Consider the following 18,168-nt stretch of genomic DNA (forward strand, 5'->3'; position numbering starts at 1 on the left):
CCATGACAGCGCCCACCAAGGCCGCGCCCACGACCGCAGCGCCGAAGAAGACGACCCGTTCCACGAAGGCCCGTGCGGCCGCCGTGAAGACCGTCCCGAGCCAGCGTACCGGCTCCGGGCCCGCCGCCGACTCCGCCGAGCCGGTGGTGAGCTCGGTGTTCGCGAACGCCGCCCCCGGTGAGCGTCCCGAGATGAGCGCGGAGGACCTCGACGCGCAGAGCCCCGCGGCCGACCTCGTGCGCGTCTACCTCAACGGCATCGGCAAGACCGCGCTGCTCACCGCCGCGCAGGAGGTCGACCTGGCCCGGCGCATCGAGGCCGGGGTGTTCGCCCAGCACGTGCTCGACAGCGCGGCCGCCGAGGGCACCGAGCTGGAGAAGCAGTACGCGGCCGACCTGCGCTGGATCGTCCGCGACGGCCGCCGGGCCCGCAACCACCTGCTGGAGGCCAACCTCCGGCTCGTCGTGTCGCTGGCCAAGCGCTACACCGGCCGCGGCATGCCGTTGCTCGACCTCATCCAGGAGGGCAACCTGGGCCTGATCCGCGCGGTCGAGAAGTTCGACTACGCCAAGGGCTTCAAGTTCTCCACCTACGCCACCTGGTGGATCCGGCAGGCGATCACGCGCGGCATGGCCGACCAGGCCCGCACGATCCGGCTGCCCGTGCACCTGGTGGAGCAGGTCAACAAGCTCGCGCGGATCAAGCGCGACCTGCACCAGAAGCTCGGCCGCGACGCCACCCACGAGGAGCTGGCCGAGGAGTCCGGCATCCCCGAGGGGAAGATCGCCGACCTGCTCGACCACGCCCGCGACCCGGTGAGCCTGGACATGCCGGTGGGGTCCGAGGAGGAGGCGCCGCTGGGCGACTTCATCGAGGACGGCGAGGCCACCGACGCCGAGACCACGGTGATCTCGCACCTGCTGCACGACGACCTGCGGCGCGTCCTGTCCACCCTGGAGGACCGCGAGCAGCACGTGATCCGCATGCGCTTCGGCCTCGACGACGGCCAGCCGCGCACGCTCGACCAGATCGGCAAGCGCTTCGGTCTGTCCCGCGAGCGGGTCCGCCAGATCGAGCGCGAGGTCATGGCCAAGCTGCGGATCGGCGAGCGCGCCGACCGGCTGCGGGCCTACGCCAGCTGACCGTCCTCTGAACCGGCGCCACCCGCTGGGCTCCCCTGAGCGCGGGTGGCGCCGGCTCGGGACGTTGTCTACTCCCCCGCCGCCACCCGGCGCGAGCCGCCGCGCCCATGCCAAATGGAGTTCACTCCAACGTGGTCGTCAGACCTGGGGGACCAGCGCGGACAGCGCGGCCGAGCCGCGCACCGCGGTGGCGAGGTCGACCAGTGCCGCACCGTGGCTCGCCGCGAGTGCGGCACTGTCGTCGGTGAGGGTGGTGCGGTCGACGTAGCCGCCGTGGTCGAAGTAGAGCCCGGGGCTGAGCACCTGCACCGCGAAGAACCCCGCGAGGACGTTGCGCAGGTCGTTGCTGGCGAGGAAGTGGTGCCCGCTCGCCCCGGTGATCACGGTGGCGGCGACCTTGCCCTGCAGGGGCTGCGTCCGCTCCCCCCACCGCCCGCGCTCCGTGCCCTCCAGCAGCGTCTTGAGCAGCGCCGAGTACGTGGCGCGGTAGACCGGGCTGCCGAACACGACGGCGTCGGCGGCGTCGATCGCGGCCACGACGTCGGCGAGCTCCGCTCCCCCGAGCTCGATCAGGTCGGTCGCCGCCCCGGCCCCCGCGGCCCCCGCCAGCACCGCCGCGATCGCGGTGCTGGTGCGCCCGCCCGCGTCCGGTCCACCGGCGATCCCCACGACCCTCATCGGCCCTCCCCCGAGGTGACCGCGTAGCGCCCGCGGTAGAACAGCAGCGGCAGGCGGGCCGCGTCGGCCCCGAGGTCCTGCACCTGACCGACGACGATCGTGTGGTCGCCGCCGTCGAACTCGTCGCGCAGCGCGCAGTCGATCCACGCGCTGACGCCGTCGAGCACCGGCGCCCCGGACGGGGCGGGCCGCCACGACACGCCGGCGAACTTGTCGACGCCCGACCGCGCGAAGCCCGAGGACAGCTCCTGGTGGTCGGCGGCCAGGACGTTGACGCAGAACGCCCCGACCTCGCGGATCCGCGGCCACGTCGTGGACGTGCGCGACGGCGCGAAGCTCACCAGCGGCGGCTCCAGCGACAGCGACGAGAAGGACTGGCAGGTGAAGCCCAGCGGGCCGTCGGGCCCCACGGCGGTGATCACGACGATGCCGGACACGAAGTGCCCGAGCACGTCCCGCATGACCGCGGGCGACACGGGTCCGGGTGGCGCACTCATGACCCGACCCTAACCAACTTCCGGCGCCACGAGTAATTCATCAACCGTTGAACTGCAGCCCGTGCGGCGCTACCGTGGCCCATGGCCACCGTTCTCGGTCTCGACCAGGCGGACGACCCCGCCCTCGTCGGCGGGAAGGCGGCGAACCTGCGCGCCCTGACCGCCGCCGGGTTCGCCGTGCCCGACGGGTTCTGCGTCACCACCGACGCCTACGCGCGGGTGGCCCGCGACCTCCCGCCCGGGGGCGAGCGCGCCGCGCTGCTGGCCGCCGCCGTGCCCGCGGACGTCGCCGCGGAGATCACGGCCGCCTACGCCGCGCTCGGCCCGGACGTCCCCGTCGCCGTGCGCTCGTCGGCGACCGCGGAGGACCTCGCCGACGCCAGCTCCGCCGGGCAGCAGGACACGTTCCTGCACGTCGTGGGCCCGGACGCGGTGCTCGACGCCGTGCGTCGCTGCTGGGCGTCGCTGTGGAACGACCGGGCCGTGCACTACCGTGCCGCGGCCGATCGGGACGGGGGCGACGACGTCCGCCTCGCCGTCGTGGTGCAGCGGATGGTCGACGCGCGGGTCGCCGGGGTGCTGTTCACCGCCGACCCGGTCAGCGGGCGCCGCACCCGCAGCGTCCTCGACGCCGCGCCGGGACTCGGGGAGTCGGTCGTGTCCGGGGCGGTCGACCCCGACCACGTCGTCGTCGAGGGCGGGGTGGTGACCGAGCGGCGCACCGGCCGGAAGGCCGTGGCGGTCCGCGGGGTGTCCGGCGGCGGCACCGAGCGCGTGCCGGCCGCCGATCCGGACGCCCCCTGCCTGACCGACGCGCAGGTCCACGCCCTGGTGGCGCTGGGCCGACGGGTCGAGGCCCGGTTCGGGGCGCCGCAGGACCTCGAGTTCGCGATCGACGCGGCCGGCACCGTCTGGCTCACCCAGGCCCGGCCGATCACCACCCTGTACCCGCAGCCCCCCGGCCGCGGGCGGGTGTTCTTCTGCGTCAGCCTCGCGCAGGGGCTGACCCGGCCGATCACCCCGATGGGCCTGTCCGCGTTCCGGGTGATCGGCTCGGCGATCGCGGCCGGGGCGTTCCGCGTGCCCGTCGCCGACCCCACCGCCGGGCCGCCCGCGTTCGCGACGATCGGGGCACGGGCGTTCGTCGACGTCACCGCCGTGCTGCGCAGCCGGGCGGGGCGGGCGCTGGTGCCGCGCGCGCTCGACGTGATGGAGGCGCGGTCGGCGGTGGTGCTGCGCGGGCTGTTCGACGACCCGGACCTCGCGGTGCGGCGCGGGTCGGTGCTGCCGGTCGTCCGCGCGGTCGCCGGGGTGCTCACCCGGTTCCGGGTGCCACCGCTGGTGCTGCGCTCGCTGGCGTCGCCCGCGGCGGGACGGCGGCACGTCGACCGGGTCGGCGCGCGGCTCGGGACCCTCACCGCGGTCGACCCCGGCGCGTCCCCCGTGCAGCGGCTCGACCACGTCGAACGGGTGCTGACGGGGGTCTTCCCGGTGCTGCCGTCGACCGCGCCGGTCGCCGCGGCCGGGTTCCTGATGCTCGCGCTCGCCCGGAGGCTGGCCGGGCCCGACCTCGACGACCGCCGCACGCACGAGGTGCTGCGCTCGCTGCCGCACAACGTCACCACGGAGATGGACCTGGAGCTGTGGGCCGCGGCCACCCGGATCCGGGCCGACGCGGCGTCGGCCGACGCCCTGCGCCGCGGGCTCCCGCGGCCCTGGCCGCCGGTCCTCGCCCGCGAGGTCGACGGGTTCCTGCGGCGGCACGGGCACCGGGCCGTCGCCGAGATCGACGTGGGGATGCCGCGGTGGTCCGACGACCCCGCCCACGTCCTCGGCGTGCTCGCCAACTACCTGCGGCTCGACGACCCCGACCGCGCCCCGGACGCCGTGTTCGCCCGCGGGGCCCGCGCGGCGGACGAGGCCGTGGCCGGGGTCGTCGCGGCGGTGCGGCGGCGGTCGCGGGTGCGCGCCGCGGTGGTGGCGTTCGCGCTGGGCCGGACGCGCCGGCTCACCGGGATGCGCGAGACGCACAAGGACCTCCTGGTCCGGCTCCTCGCGCACGCCCGCGCCCAGCTCGCCGTCCTCGGCGCGGAGCTCGCCGCGCGCGGCCTGCTCGACGCGGCCGACGACGTCTTCCTCCTGGACCTGCCGCAGGTGCGGAGCGCGCTGGGCGGCGCCGACCACCGGTCCGCGGTCCGCGACCGCCGCGCCGAGTACGCCGGGGAGCTGCGCCGCAGGCGCGTGCCGCGGGTCCTGCGCTCCGACGGCACCGAGCCCGAGGCCCTGGCCGCCCGGCCACCGGACGGGGCGCTGGTCGGGACGCCCGCGTCGGCCGGCGTGGTCACGGCCCCGGTGCGGGTGGTGCTGGATCCGGTCGGGGCGCACCTGGAGCCCGGCGAGATCCTCGTCGTGCCGTCCACCGATCCCGGCTGGACGCCGCTGTTCCTCACCGCGGGCGGACTGGTCATGGAGATGGGCGGCTCCAACTCCCACGGCGCGGTGGTCGCGCGGGAGTACGGCATCCCCGCCGTCGTCGGGGTGCCGGACGCGACGCTGCGGCTGACCACGGGCGAGGTGGTCACCGTGGACGGGGCCGCGGGTGCGGTGACCCTGCCCTGAGCCGTCTCGTTTCTGAGACACCTCGTCCGCGGATCGTGCACGACACTGTGCCGGTGTCCCGCCCGAAGCGGACACGAGAACCGTTCCGCCGCCCATCTCGCGGGTGGGCGGCGGACGGTCTCCTCCCCGTCACCGGTGCATCCGGTCACCGGCCCGCAACGAGAACACGCCGGGCCGCGTGTGCGGCCCGGCGCGAGTTCCCCGGTCGGACTACGGGGACGTCAGGCGTCCCCGGCACGACTCCTCGAACTGGAGGACTCTCAGTCCTCGAAGTTCGCCTGGTTCACGCTGTCGTCGTTGACGCAGGCGGCGGAGCCGTCGGCGTCGGCGTCGGCAGCACCGGTGCCCAGGATGCCCAGGATGTTGCCGATGCCCGCGGCGACGGGGATCGCCGGGCAGACGTTGACGTCGTTGAGGGCGTTGACGTCGCCGACGTTGACGAGGCCCACCTGCGAGCTGTCGCGGTCGTTGTCGACGCGGTTGACCTGACGGTCGTTGTTGCCGTCACGGTCGCCGTCCCAGCCGCCCTTGTCCCCGGCGAAGGCGAGCGGGCTCACCGCGAGCAGACCAGCGGCGGTTGCGGCAACGAGGATGCCAGCCTTCTTCAGCACAGTACTTCTCCTGTCGAGTGATCCGAATGCCAGCCTGTGAGGGGGAGCCTCGCTGACAGGAAGAAAGCTATCCGGATTCACCCGCGGCACCACTATCAACTACCACCATCGGATGAAGACAAATACTCGACGTGAGGATACTCGTCTATTCCGGGAGGCTCCCGCTCCCGGAATACCCCCGGGTCACCGCGTTACCGTCACTCTCCGCACCTGCGCATCACCCGATCGTCCGAACATCGAATCCCGGAACTACGCACCGTGTTGCACCCCCCGAACGGGGATCACCCGTCACCCGGGTCGAAGGGGGCCCGAAGAGGGGGTTGACGGGTCGAATTGACGGTGCGTCGTGCATTTCCGGCCCCGATCGGTCCGCCCCGGTCAGGACAGCGGCGGAATACTGGGGAACTTCGGCAGCTTCGGGACCAGATCCGTGACCGGGTCGAGCACCTCGAGGCGCTCCACCTCGCCGCACGCCACGAGCGTGTAGCTCACCGGGTTGACGGGCAGCGCCGTCGCGGTGGAGAAGTCGTGCTGGACCTCGCGGATCGAGATCGTCCCGGCCTGCAGCGTGTAGCGGGCCCCGAGCGGGTTGGCCGCCGAGAGCGTGCCGTTGCCGTCCTCGTCGACGTCCCACTCCCCGATGGTCTGGTCCGAGGGCAGCGGGTTGGTGCCGTCGAGGATGCAGGGGTTGTTGTTCGTCGCGCTGCTCGTCGCGCCGTAGAAGAAGCTGACGTAGCGCGAGTCCGGGTCCAGGCCCGTGGCCGTCGCGACGACGCGCTCGGCGTCGATCGTGGCGCTGCCGGTGACGCCGGACCCGTTCTTCTCCAGCAGGGTCACGTCGGTGGAGCCGGCCTCGGCCGCGGGGAGTGCGGCGGCGGACTGCTCCTGCTCCGCCTCCTCCGTGGCGACCGCACCGCTGTCCTCGACGACGTCGGCCCCGGTGACGGGGGCGGAGTCCGCGTCCGGGTCGGAGTCGGTGGACGCGTCGGTGTCCTCGGCCGTGTCGTCGGCCGCGTCGGAGGGGTCCGGGCCGGTGCCCAGCGCCGAGCCGAGCAGCGTGCCGGCGTCGTCGACGGGCGCGGGCGGCGGCGGGTCGTCGTCGGCGAGGGCCACACCGGGGCCCGCGACGAGCAGGGCCGCCGCGAGCGCCATCGGGGCCGCCGGGGCGAGCCCGAGGGACGCCCGGGGCGCGGCGTGCCGCGGTCGGCCGGGGCGGGGGACGGGACGGAGCCGGTGACGGCCCATGGCTGGTCTCCTTCCACCCTCGGGAAGGATTCGTCGCGGGGAGCGTCCGAGGGCTGGGAACCGACCGTACGAACGGGCGCGGGACCGTGGCCGAATCTGAGAACGGAGGTTGCGTCCGCACGGCCAGATGCCGTCGTGGCGCGACGACCGACGGCCCGGATGACCCGATCGGCTCAGCGCGGTGCGCCGTACGCCGAGAGCGTTCTCAGGAACGCCGTTCGTCGCGACCGGCGGGCGTCCAGGGCGCTCGGTGTGGTCAACGAGCGAACCCCCTCCCCGTGACGCCCGATGTCGCTACGGTCTACGACTGGTGCGGTGGCCACGCCGCCCTGCTCCGCCTCACGGAGGTGCTCACCGACCCCGTCCTCGAACCGGTGTTCCGCCACATGAGCCCCGACCACCGCGAGCACGTCGCCCGCTGGCTCGGAGAGGTCTTCGGCGGCCCGCCCGACTACACCGACCACCTCGGCGGCTACCCCGCGATGCTCGCCCACCACATCGGGCTGGCCGTCACCGAGGAGCAGCGGTCGCGCTGGGCGGCGCTCATCGCGGGCAGCGCCGACGAGGCCGGGCTGCCCGACGACCCGGAGTTCCGGTCGGCCCTGGTCGCCTACGTCGAGTGGGGCACCCGGATCGCGCGGGCGAACTCCGCGCCGGACGCGGCGCCGCCGCCGGACCTGCCCGCCCCGCGCTGGGGCTGGGGCGAGGCCCCTCCGTACACCGGGTGAGCGGTCAGCCCGTGCGCCGCGTGCGGGGGTCGCCGCCCAGGTCGGCGAGCAGCGGGGCCTGCAGCGCGGCCCAGGGCGACAGCTCCCCCGCCGCGGCGGCGTCGAGGAACCGCTCCCAGCCCCACCACTCCCACGCCTCGACCTCGCCCGGTCGCGGGCGGGGGTCGGCGTCGAGGGTGCAGACGAAGACGGGGCAGAACTCGTGCTCCTCGATCCCGCCCGCGTCGGACGCCCGGTAGCCGAAGTCGGGCAGGACCAGGCGCAGGTCGTGCGCGCGCACGCCGAGCTCGTGGTCGAGCCGCCGGTGCACCGCGTCGGCCAGGTCCTCCCCCGGCGCCGGGTGCCCGCAGCACGTCCCCGTCCAGACCAGCGGGAACGCGCGCTTGTCCCGCGCCCGCTGCGTCACCAGCAGGCGGCCGGCGGCGTCGAACCCGTAGCAGGAGAACGCCAGGTGCCGCGGCGTGCTGGGGCCGTGGACGGTGGCCTTGTCGGCGACGCCGACCGGGCGCCCGTCGTCGTCGACGAGGACGACCTGCTCGGGGGTGGGAGGCATGGCGTCCAGCCTGCCACCGCGGCGTCAGGCCCGCCCTCCCACCGTGTCCCGCCCCACCGGGCCGCGCAGCACCATCCCCCGCAGCAGCGCGGCCTGCCCGACGTGCTGCAGGTCGTCGTTCACGACGCTGACCAGCCGAACCCCGAGCGTGACGGGCGGATCCCACTCCTCGTCGACGACCCGGTCGAGGTCGGTGGCGGTCAGCGTCGCCAGGTACTCCCCGGTCCGGTCGAGGACGGCGTCGAGGTAGCCGGTGAGCAGGTCGGGCCCGTCGGGACGGACCGCGGCGACGTCGTCGGCGTCCTGGCCGTAGCCGATCTCGGCGTCGTCGAACGGGAGCGCGAAACGCGCCGCCCAGCCCTGCCGGGTCCACACCTGCTCGCTCCCCGCGACGCCGGCCACGTGGTCGTCCTGCACGCGGGCGAGGTGCCAGACCAGCCAGGCGACGGTGTTGGCCGACGGGTCGGCGCGCCACGCCAGCTGCTCGGGGGTGAGGTCCGCGACGGCGGCGTGCGCGCCGCCGCGGACCCGGGTCAAGGCGTCGGCGAGGACGTCGATGGCGTTCATCCCCCGAGGATGCCCCCTACGGGAGGTGCCCGGCCCTACGAGAGGTGCTTGGGCCGCGGGTGCTCCTTCTCCCCCTCCTCGGAGTCGACCCCGTTCTGGCCCGACGTGACGCCCGACGAGGACGTCGAGTCCGCCCGGGACAGCGAGACGATCACCGACTTGGACGCGGGCTGGTGGCTGCCCTCCGCGACGTGGTCCAGCGGCACCAGCGGGTTGGTCTCCGGGTAGTACGCCGCCGCCGTGCCGCGCGGGGTGTCGTACTCCACGATCCGGAAGTCGCGGGCGGTGCGCTCGATGTCGTCGTCGTCCCAGCGGGTCGACAGGTCGACGTGGTCGCCGTCGTCGAAGCCGAGTGCGGCGATGTCGTCGCGGTGCAGGAACACCACGCGGCGCCCGCCCTCGATCCCGCGGTAGCGGTCGGAGAGCCCGTAGATCGTGGTGTTGAACTGGTCGTGGCTGCGCATCGTCTGCAGCAGCAGGTGCCCGTCGGGCACGTGCAGCACCTCCACGGGCGACACGACGAACTCGGCCGCCCCGGACTCCGTCGGGAACGTCCGGGAGTCGCGCGGCGGGTGCGGCATGACGAACCCGCCGGGGCGCCGCGCGTTGACCTCGTAGCTCTCGCAGCCCGGCACGACGCGCGCGATGTGCTCGCGGATGCGGCGGTAGTCCTGGCGCATCGGGGACCAGTCGATGCCGTAGCGGTCACCCAGCGCCGCCTCGGCGATCCCGGTGATGATCGCGACCTCCGAGCGCAGCAGCGGGCCGGCGGGCGGCAGCGGGCCACGGCTGGAGTGCACCGAGCACGTCGAGTCCTCGACGGAGATCCACTGCGGGCCGGTGGCCTGGACGTCCTTCTCCGTGCGTCCCAGCGTCGGCAGGATCAGGGCGATCTCGCCGCACACGAGGTGGCTGCGGTTGACCTTCGTCGAGATCTGGACGGTCAGCCGCGTCCTGCGCAGGGCCGTCGCCGTGACGTCCGTGTCCGGGGTGGCCTGCGCGAAGTTGCCGCCGAGCCCGACGAAGACCTTGACCTTCCCGTCGCGCATCGCCCGCACCGAGTCGACGGTGTCGAGCCCGTGCTCGCGCGGCGGGTCGAACCCGAACTCCGCCTGCAGCGAGTCGAGGAAGGCGTCCGGCACCCGCTCCCAGATGCCCATCGTGCGGTCGCCCTGCACGTTGGAGTGCCCGCGGACGGGGAACAGCCCGGCCCCGTCGCGCCCGATGTTGCCCTGGGCCAGGGCGACGTTGGTGATCTCCTTGATCGTCGCGACGCCGTTGCGGTGCTGGGTGACGCCCATCGCCCAGCAGAACACGGTGCCCCGGGAGTCGCGCAGCATCTCCGCGGCGCGCGTGATCTCCTCGCGGGTCAGCCCGGTGGAGGCCAGCACCGCGTCCCAGTCCAGCGCCTCGACGTGCTTCTTCCAGGCGTCGAAGCCGGTGGTGTGGCGCTCGATGAAGTCGTGGTCGAGGGCGTCCCACTCGACGAGCAGCGACCCGATGGCCTGGAACAGCGCGAGGTCGCCGTTGATCCGGATCGGCAGGTGCAGGTCCGACAGCGCCGTGCCGTGACCGACGACGCCGCTGGGGCGCTGCGGGTTCTTGAACCGGGTCAGCCCGGCCTCGCGGAGCGGGTTGATCGTCAGGATCTTCGCGCCGCGCTCCTTGGCCATCTCCAGGTGCGTGAGCATGCGCGGGTGGTTGGTGCCGGGGTTCTGCCCGGCGATGATGATCAGGTCGGCGGTCTCCAGGTCGCTCATCACGACGCTGGCCTTGCCGATCCCGATCGACTCCTGCAGCGCGATCGACGTCGACTCGTGGCACATGTTCGAGCAGTCCGGCAGGTTGTTCGTGCCGAAGGCCCGCGCGAGCAGCTGGTAGGCGAACGCGGCCTCGTTCGACGCCCGGCCCGAGGTGTAGAACGTGGCCTCGTCGGGGCTGTCCAGCGCGCGGAGCTCGCGCCCGATCAGCGCGAACGCGCCCTCCCAGTCGATGGGCCGGTAGTGGGTGTCACCCGGCTGCTTGACCATCGGGTTCGTGATGCGGCCCTGCTGCCCCAGCCAGTACTCGGAGCGCTCGTCGAGCTCGGCGATGCTGTGCCGCGCGAAGAACTCGGGGGTCGCGCGGTCGGTCGTCGCCTCCTCGGCCACGGCCTTGGCGCCGTTCTCGCAGAACTCGGCGAACGAGCGGTGCCCCGGGTCCGGGTCCGGCCACGCGCAGCTCATGCAGTCGAAGCCCTCGGCCTGGTTGAGCTTCGTCAGCGTGCGGGCGGTGCGGGAGGCCCCCATCCGCTCGAACGACCGCTTGAGCGACACCGCGACACCGGGCACCCCCGCCGCCCAGTGCTCCGGGTGGGTCACGCGCAGGTCCGACTCGTCGTAGTCCGTGGTCCGGCGCTTGGGCTGCTTCATGGGGTGGACGTACCCGCTGCGCCGCCGCGCAACCCGGAGAGGTCCGGATTCCCGGCCGTCCGGCGCACCGGGCTGCGGGTCCGGGGCGTAGCGTCCGGTCACCGGCAGCCCGACGACCCGGGGCCGACGGCCCGGGGCCGGCGGGCGGGTCGCCGGAATCGGAGGCTGCGCCGTGTCGACCGTCCTGCCCGACGCGGCGGTGCTGCGCCGGGCCGTGGAGTACGCGATCCACGCGCCGTCGGTCCACAACGCCCAGCCGTGGCGGTGGCGGATCGGCCCGGACGGCGTGGACCTGTTCGCCGACCCCGACCGGCGGCTGCCCGCGACCGACCCCGACGGCCGGGACCTGCTGCTCAGCTGCGGCGCCGCCCTGCACCACCTGCTCGTCGCGCTCGCCGGTCTCGGGTTCTCCGCGCGGGTCACCCGCTTCCCCGACCCCGAGGACTCCGGGCACCTGGCCCACGTCCGGCCGACCGACGACGTCCCCTCCCCCGGCGCGGTGCGGCTGGCCGGGGCGATCCCGCGGCGGCACACCGACCGCAGGCGGTTCGCCGCGCGCCACGTCGAGGCGGCCCTCCTCGACGCGCTGGTCCGCACGGCCGCCGGATGGGGCGCCCACCTGCACGTCGTCGGCCCCGGCGACGCGCGCCGGAGGCTGCTGGAGATCCTCACCCGCTCCGCGACCCTGCAGCGCCAGCAGGCCGGGTACGCCGCCGAGCTCGCGATCTGGACCGGCCGGCACTCCGGCTCCCGCGACGGCGTCCGCCCCGACGTCGTCGCCGCGGTCGGCGGCGGACGGCCGGACGACGTCCCGATGCGGCCGTTCCCGCGCGCCGGGCTGGTGCAGCCGCCGCACAGCGTCGAGCACGTCGACGCGTCGGTGCTGACGGTGCTCTCGGCGGCCACCGGCGACGCACTCGGCACGCTGCGCGCGGGCGAGGCGACGAGCGCGGTGCTGCTGGCCGCGACCGACCTCGGCCTGGCCACCACCCCGTTGAGCCAGCCGCTGGAGGTCGCCGGCACGCGGACCGCGATCGGCCGCAACGTCGTCGGGCCCCAGCGCTTCCCGCAGATCGTGCTGCGCGTCGGCTGGGCCCATCCCGACTCCGCGGCGCTGGTGTCCACCCCCCGGCGCGCGCTCGACCACGTCCTGCGCACCGGCTGAGGCTCACCCGCCGAGCACGCGGCGGGTCTCGCGCGCGATCTGCCGGTCCTCCCGCGCGGTCACCACCAGGGTGCGGACGCGCGCGCCCGGCGCGCTCACCTCGGCGTCGCCGCGGGCGGCCGCGTTGAGGGGGCCGTCGATCCCCACCCCGAGGAACCCCAGCCCGCGCGCCACCCGCCCGCGCACCGCCGCCGAGTTCTCCCCCACCCCGCCGGTGAACGCGAGCGCGTCCAGCCCGCCGAGCGCGGCGGCCATCGCGGCCACGCCGGCCACCAGGCGGTGCGCGTGGACGTCGAGGGCGAGCCGGGCGTCCGCGTCGCCGCGGTCCGCGGCCGCCTCGATCACCCTCAGGTCCCCGGACCCGCCGAACGCGGCGAGCCCGGAGCGGTGCTCCAGCGCGGCGGAGACCTCGTCGACCGGCAGCCGCCCGCACAGCCACAGGACCAGGCCGGGATCGACGCTGCCGGACCGGGTGGCCATGACCAGCCCGTCGAGCGGGGTGAAGCCCATCGTCGTGTCGACGCTGCGGCCGTCGAGGACCGCGGCCAGCGACGCCCCCGCCCCCAGGTGGCAGGTGACGAGCCGGTGGACCGGCCCGCCGAGGAGCTCCCCGACCCGGGTGGTGCAGGAGGCGTGGGACAGCCCGTGGAAGCCGTAGCGGCGCACCCCGAGGTGCTCGCGCCACCCGCGGGGCACCGGGTAGGTCGCGGCCGCGGGCGGCAGCGTCGCGTGGAAGGCGGTGTCCAGGCAGGCCACCGCGGGCACGTCCGGCAGCAGCGCGGTCACGGCGTCGAGCGCGGCGAGCGCCGGGGGCTGGTGCAGCGGGGCCAGGTCGGTCAGGTCCGCCAGGCGCGCGCGGACCGCGGCGTCGACCCGCACCGGCCCGGTGAACGACGTCCCCCCGTGCACGACGCGGTGCCCGACGGCGTCGGGCCCCGGCCAGCCGCGCAGCGCGTCGGTGACCTCCGCGGGGCCGACGCCCCCGGGCAGGTCCGCGCTCCGCTCGACGGCGTCGCGGGCGTCGAGCAGGCGCAGCTTCATGCTCGACGACCCGGCGTTGACGACCAGCACCCGCACGTCAGGACCGGTCCGGCCACACCCAGTCGGCGATGGCGGGGTCGTCCTCGCCGTGCTCGCGGGTGTGGGCGCGGGCGGCGATCCGGGCGTCGACCATCCGCTGCCGCACCGTCGCCCCGGCGGCGCCGAGCCCCGGTACGCGGTCGATGACGTCCATGACCAGCCGGAACCGGTCGAGGTCGTTCATCATCACCATGTCGAACGGCGTCGTGGTCGTGCCCTCCTCCGTGTAGCCGCGCACGTGGATGTTGCGGTGGTTGGTGCGCCGGTAGGTCAACCGGTGGATCAGCGACGGGTAGCCGTGGTAGGCGAAGATCACCGGCTTGTCGGTGGTGAACAGGGCGTCGAAGTCGCGGTCGGGCAGCCCGTGCGGGTGCTCGGTGGCGGGTTCGAGGCGCATCAGGTCCACGACGTTGACCAGCCGCACGCTCAGCTGCGGCAGGTGCGTGCACAGCAGGTCGGCCGCGGCCACGGCCTCCAGGGTCGGGGTGTCGCCCGCGCAGGCGAGGACGACGTCGGGGCCGGTCTCCGTTCCCGGGGCGTCGGCGGTCCCGGCCCACGGCCAGATCCCCAGTCCGCGGGTGCAGTGCGCGACCGCCTCGTCCATCGTCAGGTAGTTCAGCGCCGGCTGCTTGCCCGCGACGATCACGTTGACGTACTGCCGGCTGCGCAGGCAGTGGTCGGCCACGGAGAGCAGCGTGTTGGCGTCCGGCGGCAGGTAGACGCGGACGACCGCGGCCTTCTTGTTGACCACGTGGTCGATGAAGCCCGGGTCCTGGTGGGACAGGCCGTTGTGGTCCTGGCGCCAGACGTGGCTGGTCAGCAGGTAGTTCAGCGACGCGATCGGGGCCCGCCACGGGATGTGGTTCGTGGTCTTGAGCCACTTCGCGTGCTGGTTGACCATCGAGTCGACGATGTGCACGAACGCCTCGTAGCAGGTGAACATGCCGTGCCGCCCGGTCAGCAGGTAGCCCTCCAGCCAGCCCTGGCACAGGTGCTCGGACAGCACCTCCATCACCCGTCCGTCCGGGGCGAGGTGGTCGTCGCCGGGGACGGTCTGCGCGACCCAGGCGCGGTCGGTCACCTCGAACACCGCCTGCAGCCGGTTCGACGCCGTCTCGTCCGGGCCCATGAGCCGGAACCGGTCCGGGTTGGCGACGATCACGTCGCGCAGCAGGCCGCCCAGCACGCCGGTGGCGCTGCTCGACCCGGTCCCCGGCCGCTCGACGGGCACGGCGTGGGCGCGGAAGTCCGGCATCACCAGGTCGCGCAGCAGCAGCCCGCCGTTGGTGTGCGGGTTGGCGCTCATCCGGCGGGACCCGCGCGGGGCCAGGGCCCGCAGCTCCGGCAGGAGCGCACCGGTCGCGTCGAACAGCTCCTCGGGGCGGTAGCTGCGCATCCACTCCTCGAGCAGCGCGCGGTGGGCCGGGTCCGTCCGGGTCTGCGCGACCGGAACCTGGTGGGCCCGGAAGGTGCCCTCGACGGGGAGCCCGTCGACCTCCTTCGGGCCCGTCCAGCCCTTCGGGGTGCGCAGGACGATCATCGGCCACGCCGGACGCGTCACCGCGCCGCCGCTGCGGGCCGCGCGCTGGATCGCGGCGATCTCGTCGAGCACCGCGTCGAGGGTCGCCGCGAGCCGGGCGTGGACCGTCATGGGGTCGTCACCGGAGACGACGTGCGGCGCGTAGCCGTAGCCGCGCATCAGGTCGAGCAGCTCGGACTCCGGGATGCGGGCCAGCACCGTCGGGTTGGCGATCTTGTAGCCGTTGAGGTGCAGCACCGGGAGCACCGCCCCGTCGGTGACCGGGTTGAGGAAGGTGTTCGAGTGCCAGCTCGCCGCGAGCGGGCCGGTCTCGGCCTCTCCGTCGCCCACGACGCACAGCGCGACCAGGTCGGGGTTGTCGAACACCGCGCCGAACGCGTGCACCAGCGCGTAGCCCAGCTCGCCGCCCTCGTGGATCGAGCCGGGCGTCTCGGGCGCGACGTGGCTGGGGATGCCGCCGGGGAAGGAGAACTGGCGGAACAGCGCGCGCATGCCGTTCTCGTCGGTGCCGATCGACGGGTACACCTCGCTGTAGGTGCCCTCGAGGTAGGCGTTGGCGACGAGCCCGGGCCCGCCGTGGCCGGGACCGGTGACGTAGAGGGCGTCGAGGTCGCGGTCCCGGATCGCCCGGTTCATGTGCGCGTAGAGCAGGTTCAGCCCGGGTGTCGTGCCCCAGTGCCCCAGCAGCCGCGGCTTGACGTGCGCGGCGGCGAGCGGCTCGCGCAGCAGCGGGTTGTCCAGCAGGTAGATCTGGCCGACGGACAGGTAGTTGGCGGCCCGCCACCAGGCGTCGATCAGCTCCAGCTCGGCGGTGGTGCAGGTCGGGGTCGGCGCGGGGGTGTGCAGCACGGCCCCACCGTGACCCGGGTGGCGCGGGCGCCGGTACCGGCGAAGGTCCCCGCCCGCCGGGCCGGTCGGGCCTAGCGGGCCACGAGCTCGTCGACGACCCACCGCGCGACGCACGCCGGATAGGGCGCCGGCAGCCCCAGTACGACGTGGGAGAAGCCCGCACCGACCGCCTCCCGGATCGCGTCCCGGGTGGCGGCGGGGTCGTCGTAGGAGACCGGCAGGTGGATCGAGCGGGTGATCGAGGCCGGGTCGCGGCCGATGTCGGCGCAGTAGCGATCCAGGAGCGCGCTGCGGGCAACGGCGTCGGCGAGGTCGCCGCCCGGGATGTTCCACAGGTCGGCGTGCTCGGCGACCACCCGCAGCGTCGACGCGGCCCGGCCGCCGATCATGATCGGCGGGTGCGGGCGCTGGACCGGCTTGGGGCTGGCGAAGGCGCCGGTGAGGCGCACGTGCGCGCCGTGGGCGTCGAACGGCTCGTCGGAGGTCCAGAGCCGCCGGATCACCGTGAGCGCCTCCGCGAGCCCGGCGACGGCGTCGGCGGCGTCGTGGAAGGGCAGCCCGTGCGCGTCGTACTCCCGGCGCGCCAGCGGGTGACCGGGCCGGGACCCCACGCCGATGCCGAAGTCGAGCCGGCCGCCGGAGACGACGTCGACGGTCGTGGCGATCTTGGCCAGCACCGCGGGCGGGCGGAACCGGTTGCTGGTGACGAGGACGCCGAGGCGCAGCCGCTCGGTGTGCGCGGCCAGTGCCGAGAGCAGCGTCCAGCCCTCGAACGTCGGTCCGGCCGGGTCGCCGAAGATCGGCATGAGGTGGTCGAACAGCCACGCGTGCTCGATCTCCGGGAGCGCGTCGGCCTCGCGCCAGACCCGGAGGAGGTCGGGGTAGGCGACCTGGGAGGGGGCGGTCATGATCCCGAACCGGGTGGGGTGCGACATGGTGGGGCCTCTCTGGCACGCTCACAACAAGTGGAACAACGTTCCGTTCACACGATACGGAACCGTGTTCCGTATCGCGAGGAGGGGCGAGATGCCGAGGAAGCGGGCCGACGCACAGCGCAACGAGGCGTCGCTGCTCGACGCGGCGGCCGCCGCCTTCGTGAACTCCGGCGTGGGCGTCCCGGTCCGCGACGTCGCCGCGGCCGCGGGCGTCGGCGTCGGCACGATCTACCGCCACTTCCCGACGCGGGCCGACCTCATCGTCGCCGTCTACCGGCACCAGGTGCAGGCGTGCGCCGAGGCGGGGCCCGCCCTGTTGGCGGGAGGCGCGGGCCCGCACGCCGCGCTGGCCCGCTGGATCGACCTGTTCGTCGATTTCCTGGTCACCAAGCATGGCCTGGCCGCCGCGCTGCAGTCCGACGACGCCGCCTTCGCGACCCTGCACGCGCACTTCCTCGACCGGCTCGTGCCGGTGTGCGCCGACCTGCTGTCCGCCGCCGCCGCGGCCGGGGAGATCGCCCCCGGCCAGGACCCCTACGAGCTGCTCCGCGGCGTCGGCAACCTCTGCGCCGGCGCGGAGGACGACCCCCGCTACGACGCGCGGCGGATGGTGGCGCTCGTCATCGCCGGGCTGCGCAGCGGTCCCGGCGTGAGGCCGCTCAGCGACCCGCCGCCGCGATCTCCGCGACGATCCCGCGGGTGACCGGGGCGCCGTCGGGGGCGGCCCGCAGGATCGGGCCGGCGATGGCGTCGAGCTCCAGCACGGCCCCGGCCTCGGCGTCCTTGAGCATCGACGAGCGCATCGTCGCCGGCATCCCGCCCAGCCGGGCGCGGACGGCGGCCCCGTCGGGGGTCGCCCCGGACGCCGTCGCGGCGGCCACGGCCTCCTCCACGAGGGCGTCCAACCGCGTCGACCCGGCCTCGCGGGCGGGCCCGATCGGCTCCATCGCGCGCGTGGTGAGCAGCGCGAACGGGCCGAGGAAGCACAGCTTGCGCCACAGCAGGGTGGCCTCGTCCGGCGCCGAGGTGTCGACGTCGAGGCCCGCGTCGCGCAGCAGCCCGCCGGGGTCGACGTCCCGGTCCCCCGCGGTGATCGCGTAGTCGGCGAACGGGGACAGGTGCTCGACCACCCCGGGCGCCACCCGCGTCGCCTCGACCGCGACCGTCATCGGCACGACGTCGGCCCGCGGGTACGCCGCGCGCAGCAGCGGCACGTGGTCGACGCCGTTGAGCAGCGGCACCACCGCAGCCCCGTCGACCAGGCCGGCCGGCACCCGGGAGAGCGCGGCGAGCAGGTCGGGCGCCTTGACCGCGACGAACAGCACGTCGACGGGCGCGGTCAGCCACGGCCGCGCGGGCACCCGTGCGGCGATCTCGCCGTACCGGCCGCTGCGCAGCGTCAGGCCGCCGACGTTGATCGCGGTGCCGGTGCGCTCCGACGCCAGCACGGTCACCTCGTGTCCGGCCTCCGCGAGCAGCACCGCGAGCATCCCGCCCACGGCCCCGGCCCCGAGCACCGCGATCCTGTCCGCCATGCCGCCATCGTCG

The 18,168-nt window shown here is 74.7% G+C and carries 16 protein-coding genes; 5 read left to right on the forward strand and 11 right to left on the reverse strand.

All coding sequences use genetic code 11. The annotated features are described in order from the left end of the window. Nucleotides 1-191 precede the first annotated feature (191 nt). Nucleotides 192-1,142: a sigma-70 family RNA polymerase sigma factor gene (locus H6H00_RS26300; RefSeq protein WP_185722797.1), complete on the forward strand. Its 951-nt coding sequence runs from the start codon at nt 192-194 to the stop codon at nt 1,140-1,142. A gap of 138 nt (nt 1,143-1,280) precedes the next feature. On the opposite strand, the gene H6H00_RS26305 is transcribed toward H6H00_RS26300, so the two are convergent. Continuing rightward, on the reverse strand, nt 1,281-1,820 hold the full coding sequence (locus H6H00_RS26305; protein ID WP_185718338.1) for an NAD(P)H-dependent oxidoreductase: 540 nt from the start codon (nt 1,818-1,820) through the stop codon (nt 1,281-1,283). Then, on the reverse strand, nt 1,817-2,317 hold the full coding sequence (locus H6H00_RS26310; RefSeq protein ID WP_221775676.1) for a flavin reductase family protein: 501 nt from the start codon (nt 2,315-2,317) through the stop codon (nt 1,817-1,819). Before H6H00_RS26310 ends, H6H00_RS26305 begins: the two co-directional genes overlap by 4 nt. 81 nt (nt 2,318-2,398) lie before the next feature. Between H6H00_RS26310 and H6H00_RS26315 the strand changes: the two genes are divergently transcribed. Further along, nucleotides 2,399-4,936 carry a PEP/pyruvate-binding domain-containing protein gene (locus H6H00_RS26315; RefSeq protein WP_185718339.1) on the forward strand — a complete coding sequence of 846 codons (2,538 nt, stop codon included), beginning with the start codon at nt 2,399-2,401 and terminating at the stop codon, nt 4,934-4,936. A gap of 260 nt (nt 4,937-5,196) precedes the next feature. Here the strand turns inward: H6H00_RS26315 and H6H00_RS26320 are convergent, their stop codons facing one another. Together H6H00_RS26320 and H6H00_RS26325 are read right to left on the reverse strand one after the other, a co-directional pair. After that, nucleotides 5,197-5,547: a hypothetical protein gene (locus tag H6H00_RS26320; protein WP_185718340.1), complete on the reverse strand. Its 351-nt coding sequence runs from the start codon at nt 5,545-5,547 to the stop codon at nt 5,197-5,199. Between the two features lie 378 nt (nt 5,548-5,925). Beyond that, entirely contained in the window at nt 5,926-6,792 is an 867-nt protein-coding gene (locus H6H00_RS26325) for a hypothetical protein (RefSeq protein ID WP_185718341.1), read from the reverse strand. Nucleotides 6,793-7,070: 278 nt separating this feature from the next. Between H6H00_RS26325 and H6H00_RS31995 the strand changes: the two genes are divergently transcribed. Then, the gene (locus tag H6H00_RS31995) at nt 7,071-7,520 is read left to right on the forward strand and encodes a group II truncated hemoglobin (protein WP_221775677.1); all 450 of its coding nucleotides are present in this window, start codon (nt 7,071-7,073) and stop codon (nt 7,518-7,520) included. A gap of 4 nt (nt 7,521-7,524) precedes the next feature. Here the strand turns inward: H6H00_RS31995 and idi are convergent, their stop codons facing one another. From idi to H6H00_RS26345, 3 genes are read right to left on the reverse strand one after another with little or no spacing between them, the layout of a single operon-like run. Beyond that, nucleotides 7,525-8,073 carry an isopentenyl-diphosphate Delta-isomerase gene (gene idi, locus H6H00_RS26335; protein WP_185718342.1) on the reverse strand — a complete coding sequence of 183 codons (549 nt, stop codon included), beginning with the start codon at nt 8,071-8,073 and terminating at the stop codon, nt 7,525-7,527. Nucleotides 8,074-8,097: 24 nt separating this feature from the next. Further along, a complete protein-coding gene (locus H6H00_RS26340) occupies nt 8,098-8,640 on the reverse strand; it encodes a mycothiol transferase (RefSeq protein WP_185718343.1) in 543 nt (180 codons plus the stop codon). A 35-nt stretch (nt 8,641-8,675) separates the two neighbouring features. Then, nucleotides 8,676-11,051, reverse strand: a complete 2,376-nt coding sequence (locus H6H00_RS26345; protein WP_185718344.1) for an FdhF/YdeP family oxidoreductase — start codon at nt 11,049-11,051, stop codon at nt 8,676-8,678. A gap of 172 nt (nt 11,052-11,223) precedes the next feature. On the opposite strand from H6H00_RS26345, the gene H6H00_RS26350 reads away from it, so the two are divergent. Then, a complete protein-coding gene (locus H6H00_RS26350; RefSeq protein ID WP_255425386.1) occupies nt 11,224-12,216 on the forward strand; it encodes an Acg family FMN-binding oxidoreductase in 993 nt (330 codons plus the stop codon). 3 nt (nt 12,217-12,219) lie between these two features. Here H6H00_RS26350 and H6H00_RS26355 read toward each other — a convergent pair whose 3' ends face one another. The 3 genes from H6H00_RS26355 to H6H00_RS26365 all read right to left on the reverse strand — a co-directional run bounded on the left by H6H00_RS26355 (nt 12,220) and on the right by H6H00_RS26365 (nt 16,620). Beyond that, the gene (locus tag H6H00_RS26355) at nt 12,220-13,293 is read right to left on the reverse strand and encodes an acetate/propionate family kinase (RefSeq protein WP_185718345.1); all 1,074 of its coding nucleotides are present in this window, start codon (nt 13,291-13,293) and stop codon (nt 12,220-12,222) included. 1 nt (nt 13,294) lies between these two features. Continuing rightward, a complete protein-coding gene (locus tag H6H00_RS26360) occupies nt 13,295-15,685 on the reverse strand; it encodes a phosphoketolase family protein (RefSeq protein WP_221775678.1) in 2,391 nt (796 codons plus the stop codon). 71 nt (nt 15,686-15,756) lie between these two features. Continuing rightward, nucleotides 15,757-16,620: an LLM class flavin-dependent oxidoreductase gene (locus tag H6H00_RS26365; RefSeq protein WP_185718346.1), complete on the reverse strand. Its 864-nt coding sequence runs from the start codon at nt 16,618-16,620 to the stop codon at nt 15,757-15,759. A 91-nt stretch (nt 16,621-16,711) separates the two neighbouring features. On the opposite strand from H6H00_RS26365, the gene H6H00_RS26370 reads away from it, so the two are divergent. Further along, complete coding sequence (locus H6H00_RS26370) at nt 16,712-17,323, forward strand: TetR/AcrR family transcriptional regulator (RefSeq protein WP_185718347.1); 612 nt, start codon at nt 16,712-16,714, stop codon at nt 17,321-17,323. Here the strand turns inward: H6H00_RS26370 and H6H00_RS26375 are convergent. Continuing rightward, complete coding sequence (locus tag H6H00_RS26375; protein ID WP_185718348.1) at nt 17,280-18,155, reverse strand: ketopantoate reductase family protein; 876 nt, start codon at nt 18,153-18,155, stop codon at nt 17,280-17,282. The two genes, H6H00_RS26370 and H6H00_RS26375, sit on opposite strands and share 44 nt — an antisense overlap. Between the last annotated feature and the right edge of the window lie 13 nt (nt 18,156-18,168).

This window comes from Pseudonocardia petroleophila (assembly GCF_014235185.1).
GTDB classification, from domain to species: Bacteria; Actinomycetota; Actinomycetes; order Mycobacteriales; family Pseudonocardiaceae; genus Pseudonocardia; species Pseudonocardia petroleophila.

What these genes read in the sequence shown, in the direction of transcription:
- H6H00_RS26300 (WP_185722797.1), top strand. Translation starts at nt 192, where the DNA reads ATGAGCGCGGAGGACCTCGACGCGCAGAGCCCCGCGGCCGACCTCGTG.
- H6H00_RS26305 (WP_185718338.1), bottom strand. Translation starts at nt 1,820, where the DNA reads ATGAGGGTCGTGGGGATCGCCGGTGGACCGGACGCGGGCGGGCGCACC.
- H6H00_RS26310 (WP_221775676.1), bottom strand. Translation starts at nt 2,317, where the DNA reads ATGAGTGCGCCACCCGGACCCGTGTCGCCCGCGGTCATGCGGGACGTG.
- H6H00_RS26315 (WP_185718339.1), top strand. Translation starts at nt 2,399, where the DNA reads ATGGCCACCGTTCTCGGTCTCGACCAGGCGGACGACCCCGCCCTCGTC.
- H6H00_RS26325 (WP_185718341.1), bottom strand. Translation starts at nt 6,792, where the DNA reads ATGGGCCGTCACCGGCTCCGTCCCGTCCCCCGCCCCGGCCGACCGCGG.
- idi (WP_185718342.1), bottom strand. Translation starts at nt 8,073, where the DNA reads ATGCCTCCCACCCCCGAGCAGGTCGTCCTCGTCGACGACGACGGGCGC.
- H6H00_RS26340 (WP_185718343.1), bottom strand. Translation starts at nt 8,640, where the DNA reads ATGAACGCCATCGACGTCCTCGCCGACGCCTTGACCCGGGTCCGCGGC.
- H6H00_RS26345 (WP_185718344.1), bottom strand. Translation starts at nt 11,051, where the DNA reads ATGAAGCAGCCCAAGCGCCGGACCACGGACTACGACGAGTCGGACCTG.
- H6H00_RS26365 (WP_185718346.1), bottom strand. Translation starts at nt 16,620, where the DNA reads ATGTCGCACCCCACCCGGTTCGGGATCATGACCGCCCCCTCCCAGGTC.
- H6H00_RS26370 (WP_185718347.1), top strand. Translation starts at nt 16,712, where the DNA reads ATGCCGAGGAAGCGGGCCGACGCACAGCGCAACGAGGCGTCGCTGCTC.
- H6H00_RS26375 (WP_185718348.1), bottom strand. Translation starts at nt 18,155, where the DNA reads ATGGCGGACAGGATCGCGGTGCTCGGGGCCGGGGCCGTGGGCGGGATG.